Raw genomic sequence first — 233 nt, 5'->3', positions numbered from 1 at the left:
ACAACAGGGACTGGGACTTCATACGTCACTTCTTCGGACGGATCCGAATCTGTGTACGCCGGGTTGTTCGACTTCGCGATAACCGTCACGTTGTATGTGCCCGGTGCCAGCGGAGGCTCCAAGCCCGACAGGTCCAGCTCCGTTCCTTCGTTCACTACAATGACGCGTGGCTCTTGGCCTTCGATTTCAATCGTTACTTCGTACGTATCTGCATGGTTAACTTCATCCCAGCT

The 233-nt window shown here is 54.1% G+C and carries 1 protein-coding gene; it reads right to left on the bottom strand.

Annotation, left to right across the window (positions count from 1 at the left end; translation table 11 throughout):
- Positions 1–233 (bottom strand): hypothetical protein (locus tag PA598K_RS37495; protein ID WP_221414203.1); only part of this gene is annotated, 233 nt, incomplete at both ends.

The sequence above is a fragment of the Paenibacillus sp. 598K genome (assembly GCF_003851045.1).
Taxonomy (GTDB): domain Bacteria; phylum Bacillota; class Bacilli; order Paenibacillales; family Paenibacillaceae; genus Paenibacillus_D.
The sequence above is the reverse complement of the archived record's forward strand: the minus strand, read 5'-3'. Positions and strand labels throughout refer to the sequence as shown.